General features: G+C 52.5%; 5 protein-coding genes and 8 pseudogenes. 9 read left to right on the top strand and 4 right to left on the bottom strand.

The features are described from left to right. Together QZ506_RS01650 and QZ506_RS01645 are read left to right on the top strand one after the other, a co-directional pair. Positions 1–85, top strand: a pseudogene (locus QZ506_RS01650) (lipoprotein); the annotation flags it as partial. Positions 86–157: 72 nt separating this feature from the next. Next, a pseudogene (locus QZ506_RS01645) lies at positions 158–1191 on the top strand (MFS transporter); the annotation flags it as partial. 19 nt (positions 1192–1210) lie between these two features. Here the strand turns inward: QZ506_RS01645 and QZ506_RS01640 are convergent. Then, entirely contained in the window at positions 1211–1465 is a 255-nt protein-coding gene (locus tag QZ506_RS01640) for a YkgJ family cysteine cluster protein (RefSeq protein ID WP_291968595.1), read from the bottom strand. A 211-nt stretch (positions 1466–1676) separates the two neighbouring features. Between QZ506_RS01640 and mtr the strand changes: the two genes are divergently transcribed. The 3 genes and pseudogenes from mtr to QZ506_RS01625 form a co-directional block, all read left to right on the top strand. Continuing rightward, positions 1677–2927, top strand: coding sequence for a tryptophan permease (gene mtr, locus QZ506_RS01635; RefSeq protein WP_291968594.1), 1251 nt, complete (start codon positions 1677–1679; stop codon positions 2925–2927). A gap of 132 nt (positions 2928–3059) precedes the next feature. Then, a complete protein-coding gene (yeiP, locus tag QZ506_RS01630) occupies positions 3060–3632 on the top strand; it encodes an elongation factor P-like protein YeiP (RefSeq protein WP_291968592.1) in 573 nt (190 codons plus the stop codon). A gap of 72 nt (positions 3633–3704) precedes the next feature. Beyond that, positions 3705–3914, top strand: a pseudogene (locus QZ506_RS01625) (GTP-binding protein); the annotation flags it as partial. 27 nt (positions 3915–3941) lie between these two features. Here the strand turns inward: QZ506_RS01625 and QZ506_RS01620 are convergent. Next, positions 3942–4201 (bottom strand): annotated as a pseudogene (locus QZ506_RS01620) (IS1 family transposase). On the opposite strand from QZ506_RS01620, the gene QZ506_RS01615 reads away from it, so the two are divergent. From QZ506_RS01615 to QZ506_RS01600, 4 genes and pseudogenes are all read left to right on the top strand, one after another. Further along, complete coding sequence (locus QZ506_RS01615; protein ID WP_291968590.1) at positions 4169–4303, top strand: hypothetical protein; 135 nt, start codon at positions 4169–4171, stop codon at positions 4301–4303. The pseudogene QZ506_RS01620 and the gene QZ506_RS01615 overlap by 33 nt on opposite strands. An 8-nt stretch (positions 4304–4311) precedes the next feature. Beyond that, positions 4312–5212, top strand: a pseudogene (locus tag QZ506_RS01610) (methionine ABC transporter ATP-binding protein); the annotation flags it as partial. 43 nt (positions 5213–5255) lie between these two features. Further along, positions 5256–5862 (top strand): annotated as a pseudogene (locus QZ506_RS01605) (methionine ABC transporter permease). 306 nt (positions 5863–6168) lie between these two features. Next, positions 6169–7338, top strand: a complete 1170-nt coding sequence (locus tag QZ506_RS01600; protein ID WP_291968596.1) for a serine hydrolase — start codon at positions 6169–6171, stop codon at positions 7336–7338. Here QZ506_RS01600 and deoR read toward each other — a convergent pair. Both deoR and QZ506_RS01590 read right to left on the bottom strand, forming a co-directional pair. Next, positions 7335–8110: pseudogene (gene deoR, locus QZ506_RS01595) on the bottom strand (DNA-binding transcriptional repressor DeoR). The gene QZ506_RS01600 and the pseudogene deoR sit on opposite strands and share 4 nt — an antisense overlap. A 234-nt stretch (positions 8111–8344) precedes the next feature. Continuing rightward, a pseudogene (locus QZ506_RS01590) lies at positions 8345–8509 on the bottom strand (hypothetical protein); the annotation flags it as partial. Positions 8510–8682: the final 173 nt, after the last annotated feature.

The following is an 8682-nucleotide window of genomic DNA, read 5'->3' as shown; positions in this document are numbered from 1 at the left end:
TCAGGTGGGTGAAGCCATGGCCATGGTCAAAGCGCTTAACCGGATCACGCTATTAGGAATGCCGAACAGTATTCGCATCACGTAACAATCGACCAGTATGGGGCGCAGTCGTTACAAGTTCTGATTTATTCAACAAAGCCCAGAAGTGAAAGTAAACCCGCTGATGGTGGGGCTCTACTACACGGGCAGTGCAGTTATCGGCATTGTCGTGAGCCAAATGCTGACCACACGCTCCGACAAGCAGGGCGATCGTAAACGGCTGATTCTGCACTGCTGCATACTGGGTGCACTGGGATGCGTGCTGTATGCCTGGAACCGTAATTACTTTATCTTGCTGATTGTCGGCGTCCTTCTCTCAAGCTTTGGTTCGATCGCTAACCCACAGCTATTCGCGTTGGCGCGCGAGCACGCCGATCGTACCGGGCGCGAAGCCGCGATGTTTAGCTCAGTGATGCGTACCCAGATCTCCCTGTCCTGGGTGATCGGCCCGCCGGTGGCTTTTACCCTGGCGCTGGGTTTTTGCTTCCCTGTGATGTACCTCACCGCAGCAGTGGTATTTTTGCTGTGTGGCGCGCTGGTGACCTTTCTGCTCCCCTCAATGCCGAAATCGGCCTTGCAAACAGACACGACGTTGACATCACCGCGTCAGAATCGACATGACACGCTGCTGCTTTTTTCGCCTGCACCGCCATGTGGACCTGTAACGGGGTTTACCTGATTACGATGCCTTTATATGTAGTCAACACACTGGGGCTGTCTGAGAAGCTGGCCGGGATCATGATGGGCACGGCGGCCGGGCTGGAAATTCCTGTTATGTTGATTGCGTGCTATGTGGCAAAACGCGTTGGTAAACGCATTTTGATGCGCATTGCCGTCGGTGCAGGACTGCTTTTTTATGTCGGGCTGGTGCTGTTCAGCGCAGAGTGGGTGCTGTTAGGATTACAAATGCTGAACGCCATTTTTATCGGTATTTTGGCGGGTATCGGCATGCTCTATTTTCAGGATTTAATGCCAGGACAAGCGGGCACAGCCACCACGCTATTTACCGACACCACGCGCGTGGGTTGGATCATTTCCGGATCGCTGGCCGGCATCGTGGCACAATTTTGGGGTTATCACGCCGTCTTCTCTATTTCCCTGCTGATGAGCGTGGGAGCTGCTTACTGTATGTGGAAAATCAAGGAGGTATAAACAAACGATACGGCCCCTATCAGGGAGGCGTTTCTGCCTCAAGCTGTAAAAGATAAGTCAGCGCATCATCCCGCGTTGTCATACACATCTCCGCCTGCGGTTGCAGCGTCGCGCACACCGCAGGCCGCAACGGCGAGCCAAACAAGCCACAGCGCATCGCGGCATCAAGGTGCAGGCAGCGTACGTTGGCGGGTTTCCCCTCCGGCATGCCCGGCAACGGACTGGAGATTGACGGAGCAATACAGCAGGCCCCACAGCCTGAACGACATTCCATCCTGTTTACTCGCAAGGCGGGTTTAATGGCCGCTCCAGCCTAGCAAATTTGCCCGATAACACCAGCGTAATGCAGAGAAATTCACCATTTCCCCCGCCTTTATCGTCATAAGCGTTGGCTATTTCACGTTTTACTGGCAGATCGACGATTTACTTAACCATAAGTTTTTTGTATCATTAAACTAGTACAATGACTTTACCTTGGAGCTGCAATGTCAGCCGACGTTTTCCCGCTTTCTCGTTCGCGCTCTGCCTTTGGCGGAGCCATGATCATTGCTGGCACTGCCGTAGGTGCAGGCATGTTTTCGATTCCGATTGTTACCGCCGGTGTCTGGTTTAGTGGCTCGATGCCGTTGCTGGTTGCCACTTGGTTTTGCATGTTTGCCTCCGGACTGATGATCCTGGAAACCAACCTGCACTACCCCGCCGGTGCCAGCTTCCATACCATGGTGAAAGATCTGCTCGGGAAACACTGGAATACCCTGAACGGTCTGTCCGTAGCATTTGTACTTTATATTTTAACCTATGCCTATATCTCAGCGGGTGGTTCAATCATCACGCACACGCTGGCAGATGTTTTTCCCATAGGGCACGCTACATCAGGGTTAATATTTTCTCTACTGGTTGCCTTTATTGTCTGGCTCTCCACGCGCGCCGTGGATCGGCTAAGTACTCTTCTGATTGGCGGTATGGTGATTACTTTTGTGCTGTCAGTGAGCGACCTGATCACTCAGGTCAACCACCCTCGTCTGTTGATGAGCGCGCCCGCGGATGCGCCCTACTTTCCCTATGCACTGGCAGCGTTACCCTACCTGTTGGCCTCTTTTGGTTACCATGGCAATGTACCCGGTTTGGTGAAGTACTATCACAAAGACGGGCGCACGGTGGCGCGCAGCCTGTTCTACGGCACCTTACTTTCACTGGCGATCTATTTACTGTGGCAGTATGTGATTCAAGGCAACATTCCACGTGAAGGATTTAAAGCCGTGGTCGCCGAGGGCGGCAACATTGGCAATTTACTTCAGCACATGGGCAACACTGCGCAAAGTGCCTATCTGCTCCCCTTGCTGAACGCCTTTTCTTATATGGCACTGGCCAGTTCCTTCCTCGGCGTATCCCTAGGACTGTTTGACTATATTCAAGACTCTTTTTCACTGGCAGATACACCACGAGGCCGTACACAGGCAGCCAGCATCACCTTTATTCCACCAACGCTTGCCGCCTTGCTGTATCCTGATGGTTTTCTGCATGCCATCGGTTTCGCCGGGCTGGCGGCGACGCTGTGGGCAGTGATCATTCCCGCCTGTATGGTCGCCGCCGCGCGCAAGCACTTTGTTCCTGATAGCACGACCTATCGCGCACCAGGTGGAATGTGGCTGGTGGTTATCGTTCTGGCGTTTGGCGCCATTAACATCGTGGCGCACCTGCTTACACTATTGGGCGCTCTGCCGGTGTACGCCTGACCGACCTGCTATAAAATAGAACGACTGCGATGAATGCGCGAGCGGATGATAAAATGCCGCTTGCCTGAATTCAGCGGCGCGAGTAACGTGTCGCCACAAAAATGTCTTTTTCTTTATAACAGGGTTTTTTTCATGGCAAGAGCGAACGAAATCAAACGTGGCATGGTGATCAATTACGGTGGCAAGCTGCTGTTGGTAAAGGATGTCGACATCCAAAGCCCCAGCGCTCGCGGTGCCAACACGTTGTACAAAATGCGCTTCTCCGATGTACGTACCGGCCTGAAGGTTGAGGAACGTTTCAAGGGTGACGACATTCTCGATACCATAACCCTGACACGCCGTTTTGTCACTTTCTCCTATATGGACGGTGATGAGTACGTCTTTATGGATGATGAAGATTACACGCCGTATATCTTCAAAAAAGAGCAAATTGAAGATAGACTGATGTTTATACCGGAAGGAGGGATGCCGGGCATTCAGGTACTGACTTGGGATGGACAAATCCTGGCGCTGGAACTGCCGCAAACGGTTGATTTGGAAATTGTAGAGACCGCACCAGGCATCAAAGGGGCTTCAGTCAGCGCCCGCAACAAACCGGCGACCATGAGCACCGGTCTGGTGGTTCAGGTGCCAGAATACCTGAGCGCAGGTGAAAACATTCGTATTCATATCGCCGAGCGTCGCTATATGGGCCGCGCCGACTAAGTCTCTCTCGCGCCGCTCAATGACTGGCGCGCCTCTCGCCTCCCCCGTTTAATCGTATTTCCGGAGTCTGATGTGTTGACCAAAGTAAACCTGATCACTGGCTTTCTTGGCAGTGGCAAAACCACCACCATTCGCCACCTGCTGACACAAAAACCCGAAGATGAAGTGTGGGCGGTACTGGTCAATGAATTTGGTGAAATTGGCATCGACGGTGCGTTGTTGTCTGACAGCGGCGCTGTATTGAAAGAGATCCCCGGCGGTTGCATGTGCTGCGTGAACGGGTCGTGTATTCAATGAGTTGATGTAGCATCAAACGTAGTACTCGCGTTCGATGTAAGTACCGATGATCCTATCGTGCATTTCGGATGATTTTGAATATCCGAGCGTCTTGCGATTGAGCCGTTGCGATCGGTTACGCAGTGTCAGATGTGCACGCTCAATACGCTGTGTATACAGCTTGCTAACAATGTGCTTTACTTTTGTCGTTGTAAGCCCTGTAGCCATCCGTGTTTGCATGACTGACGACGGTAACGCTGATGGCCACTTTTGCCATAACCGTGTTTTTTCACAGGAGATGTCTGTTCACAAAACGGGCATCTTACATCAACTTTATCCACTGTATACCACATCCAAAACCGGACATTTCACACTACAATCAACATATTGAATAAACGACCGGATTGTGGGCACCAGCGGTGCGGGGAAAAGTACCCTGTTGCGTACCATTAACCTGTTGCAACGCCCGACAAGCGGCAGTGTCACGGTGAATGGCGTCACGATCAGTGAGTTAAGCGGCAGTGAGCTGCGCTGGGCTCGTCAGGGCATTGGCATGATTTTTCAGCATTTCAATCTGATGCAGACGCGTACCGTGGCGGAAAACGTCGCGTTCAGTTTGAAAGCAGCGGGCAAATCTCCACAGGAAATTGCCCAGCGTGTGCTTGAAATGCTGAGCCTTGTCGGATAAGGCGGATGTCTATCCTTCCCGTTTGAGTGGTGGGCAGAAACAGCGCGTCGGCATTGCACGCGCGATTGCCAACCATCTCGAAGTGCTGCTGTGCGATGAGCCGACCTCGGCCCTCGATCTGGAAACCTCTGCCGCCATACTTGTGCTGCTTAAAGAGATTAATCAGCTCCTGGGGATCACCATTTTGCTGATTTCTCATGAAATGAGCGTCATCAAGACGGTGTGCGATCGCATGGCGGTAATGACGCAAGGCCGCGTAGTGGAAGAAGGTGAGGTGTTCGATGTGTTTGCTGCGCCGCAACATCCCTTCACGCAACAGTTGGTCTCTCACACGCTGAATCTGGAATTGCCCGCTCGCCTGAAAGAAGAGCTGCAAGGCACGTTGCTGAAAATCCTGTTTATCGGCGATTCCGCCGAGCAGTCGGTGTTATCTGATGTGGCAGTGCGCTATGGCGTTTCGGTCAACATCTTGCACGGCAAGATTGAATATATTGGCAACCGTGCGTTAGGTATTCTGGTGGTGTTACTGACCCACCCGACGGACAGCGAGCAACTGGCTGCCGCTATCCATTATGTCCAGACCCGCACGGCGCGCGTGGAAGTGTTACATGGGTGATTTTTGGCTTGACCTGACCGTTGCGTTTGGCTAAACCTTTCAGATGGTCAGCATCGCGACGCTGTGCGCCATTGTCGGAGGCCTACCTTTGGGTCTGTTGATCTTTGTCAACGACAGAAACCTGTTTTGGCAAAACCGTGCAGTGTATTATGCAGCACTATTTTAGTCAACATTATCCGCTCTATCCCGTTTGTCATCCTGCTGGTGTTGTTGTTGCCGCTTACCCAGATTTTGCTGGGTAACACCATCGGTCCGGTGGCGGCATCGGTGCCGATGTCGGTAGCGGCGACGGCGTTTATGCACGTCTGGTGGACGGCGCCCTGCGCGAAGTCGACCCCGGCATTGTCGAAGCGGCCGAAGCGTTCGGCGCCAGCACAATTCGTATTATTGCGACCGTACTGCTGCCGGAAGCCAAGGCGGGTTTGTTGCGCGGTCTGGCCATCACCTTGGTCAGCATGATTGGCTACTCCGTGATGGCGGGTATTATGGGCGGTGGTGGCGTCGGTGATTTAGCGATCCGCTTTGATTATTACCGCTATGAAATGCAGGTGATGGTGGTGACCGTGGTGGCGCTGGTTATTCTGGTGCAAGTGGTGCAGATGCTGGGTGACTGGTTTGCCAAGTGTGCGGATAAACGCGATCGGCGCTAACGTTCTGTTAACGGCGAGCGGTGCATGCCGCTTGTCGGTTATCCCTTCATTCCATGAGATAACTCTCATAACGTATTTATAAATCAGCGTATTTTCTAGACGTTTTCATTTCTTTGAGTATCTTTACAGAGTAGGGCGTTTCATTGTCGGGCGGCGGGCGGTAACGTTTACAGCTTATTGCCATTCGTTGCAAAGAATATCGAAATATGATCAGATTAACTGCACGACTTACGACATGGAGGACGCATGAACACCACGGCACATTTCCCCCAGGCGCGATTTTCCAAGGCCGCGTGCTCCCGCTTGATGCTATGCAGCGCAACGCTGCTGTGGCTGGCGCTAACCCCACACGTATACGCTGAACAGGCAACTGCCGCGCCGCAGATCGAATCTAAAGCCTTTATTCTCATGGATTACCACAGCGGCGTGGTTCTTGCGGAACAGCGAGCGGATGAGCGACTAGATCCCGCCAGCCTGACGAAAATGATGGCAAGCTACGTTATCGGTCAGGCGATAAAAACGGAAAAAATTAAACCAGACGATCTGGTTACCGTCGGTAAAGATGCTTGGGCAACGGGTAATCCGGTGCTACGGGGATCGTCTTTGATGTTTTTGAAACCCGGCGATAAAATTCCGGTTTTGGAACTGAATAAAGGCATCGTTATCCAATCGGGCAATGATGCCAGCATTGCGTTGGCCGACTATGTGGCGGGCAGTCAGGATGCGTTTGTCAGCCTGATGAACAACTATGTCAAATCACTCAACCTCACCAATACCCATTTCCTCACCGTGCACGGACTGGATGCTGCTGGCCAGTACAGCACGGCGCGTGATATGGCGCTGCTGGGGCAGGCGTTGATTCGCGATGTGCCGGAAGAGTATGCCCTGCATAAAGAAAAAGAATTCACCTTCAATAACATTAAGCAGCACAACCGCAACCGTTTGTTGTGGAGCAGCAACCTGAATGTTGACGGCATCAAAACCGGGCATACAAGTGGTGCTGGACACAATCTGGTGGCATCCGCGACGGAAGGTAACATGCGGTTAATTTCTGTGGTACTGTGCGCACCGACGGATGCCATTCGTTTTCGCGATAGCGAAAAGCTGCTGACCTGGGGTTTCCGCTTCTTCGAAACAGTCACGCCAGTTCAGGCCAATACCACGTTTACCACACAGCGTGTCTGGTACGGTGCGCAGAGTGAAGCACGGTTAGGGGTTGTTGACGATGTCGCACTGACGGTGCCTAAAGGGCAAATGCGCAACCTGAAAGCCAGTTTTACTATGATGTCGCCACATCTACAGGCTCCGTTGGCGAAAAACCAGGCAGTCGGTACCGTGGATTTCCAGTTGGATGGCAAAGTAATTGCACAACGACCGCTGGTGGCGCTGGATGACGTGCCTGAAGCAGGTATGTTCGGGCGACTGTGGGATGGGATATGGCTAACCCTGACCAAATGGTTTGGCGGCTGGTTTTAACAGCAGTGATAGATCAGCATGATGCCGTTGTCGAGCGCGAAATCCTGATAGGTGCCCTGCGGGGCGCAGTCGGTCACCAGCGTATCGAACTGCGTCAATGCGCCGATAGCGGCAGGCTGTATCAGGCCAAACTTGCTGCTGTCGGCCACCAGAATAGTGCGCTGAGATAGCGCCATCGCACGGTGTTTGATATCCAGCTCTGCAAAATTAAAACAGGTTGCTCCCCGCCTGAGATCGACCCCTGCCGCCGAGATGAACGCTTTGTTGGTGCAGATCGGGTCCAGTTCACTCTGCCGGGTCAGCGGCGTGAAAATCGCATTATCGGAGTGGAATTCCCCGCCGCACAAAATGACTTTGGCAGCGGGTTTGGCTTTGCAGTGTGCCAGAAAGGTGTTCAGGGAGTAGCAGACAGCGGTAAACAGCAGATCTTCATCGATGGCATCGATAACAAAGAGCAGGGTGGTGCCGCAGTCAAAAAAACGGTTTCGCCCGCCTCGACCAGTTGTGCCGCCAGACGGCACGCCACACGTTTCTCCGGCACCTGCTGGTTCTGCTGATCGGACACAAAGTAGTGACCCATGGCGCTGCTCTGCGGATCGTTAACCACATAGCCGCCCAAGAGAATCACGCTGGCTGGCGTGGCGTTCAGGTCGCGACGCACGGTCATTTCGGATACGCCCAACAATTCTGCCGCTTGTTTCAAGTGCAGCCGATCGCCATTCTTCAATGTCTGAGTCAGTTTGTTGATCCGTGCTGCGCGCCGTGTTTCCATCGCGTGGTGATCCCCTGTGAGTCCGGCGTAAATAGTACCATCCAATAGAATCGGGTCGCAAAGAGAAGTCTGGTGGGTAAGAAAAGGCCCATCATTCTTGAACCTGAAAAGGAGGGAACGACGGGCTCCTCAATAAGGGGATTTCAAAGAAAAGCAGCGGCACTTATTCAGACGCTCTACATGCGAAAAAGTTCGGTTTTATTTAAAGAATAGTGACAATTTTTTTCAACCCGCTTAGAAAGGCAGTTCAGGCCAGATAATGACAATCAGCGAACCGGCTAATGTCAGCAACACGTTGGCGATGGCATAAGTGCCCGCATAGCCGAGCGCCGGGATATTACTGCGTGCGGTATCACTGATGATATCCATGGCGGGCGCACAGGTACGCTCACCCATAATGTGTATTAGTCGCGACTAGATCTGACACTGGACCTTGAAAGGTTGAGAGTTACCGGTTTTGATATGGGTGTCTGATCCTTAAACAAAACGCGAGGTAACTCTCATGCTTCATACGGCTTTGTTGAATAATAGGTAATCATGCTGTTTTTCCATGCCAGTTTTGGTTGAAAATG

Origin of the sequence: Candidatus Symbiopectobacterium sp. (assembly GCF_020054415.1) — a bacterium.
Lineage (GTDB): Bacteria > Pseudomonadota > Gammaproteobacteria > Enterobacterales > Enterobacteriaceae > Symbiopectobacterium.
Note: the sequence above shows the minus strand (reverse complement) of the source record. Positions and strands in the feature narration are given on the sequence as shown.